The organism is Streptomyces violaceorubidus, from assembly GCF_000717995.1.
Taxonomy (GTDB): domain Bacteria; phylum Actinomycetota; class Actinomycetes; order Streptomycetales; family Streptomycetaceae; genus Streptomyces; species Streptomyces violaceorubidus.
In genome coordinates this window covers 1-293 of record NZ_JODM01000189.1, presented here as the reverse complement: position 1 = coordinate 293, position 293 = coordinate 1, and the positions used below count along the sequence as shown (strand labels likewise).

General features: G+C 72.7%; 1 protein-coding gene. It reads left to right on the top strand.

Features of this window, described 5'->3' with window-relative positions; genetic code table 11:
* Positions 1-293: thiolase family protein (locus tag IE94_RS0134660; RefSeq protein ID WP_030192643.1), on the top strand; the 293-nt coding region annotated here is incomplete at its 3' end.

The following is a 293-nucleotide window of genomic DNA, read 5'->3' as shown; positions in this document are numbered from 1 at the left end:
GTGAGCACCGAAGCGTACGTGTACGACGCGATCCGCACCCCGCGCGGACGCGGCAAGGCGAACGGCGCCCTGCACGGCACGAAGCCGATCGACCTGGTGGTCGGCCTCATCCGGGAGATCCGGGCCCGTTTCCCGGGGCTGGACCCGGCGGCGGTGGACGACATCGTGCTCGGTGTCGTCGGTCCGGTCGGCGACCAGGGTTCGGACATCGCCCGGATCGCGGCGATCGCCGCCGGACTGCCGGACACGGTGGCCGGGGTGCAGGAGAACCGCTTCTGCGCCTCGGGCCTGGA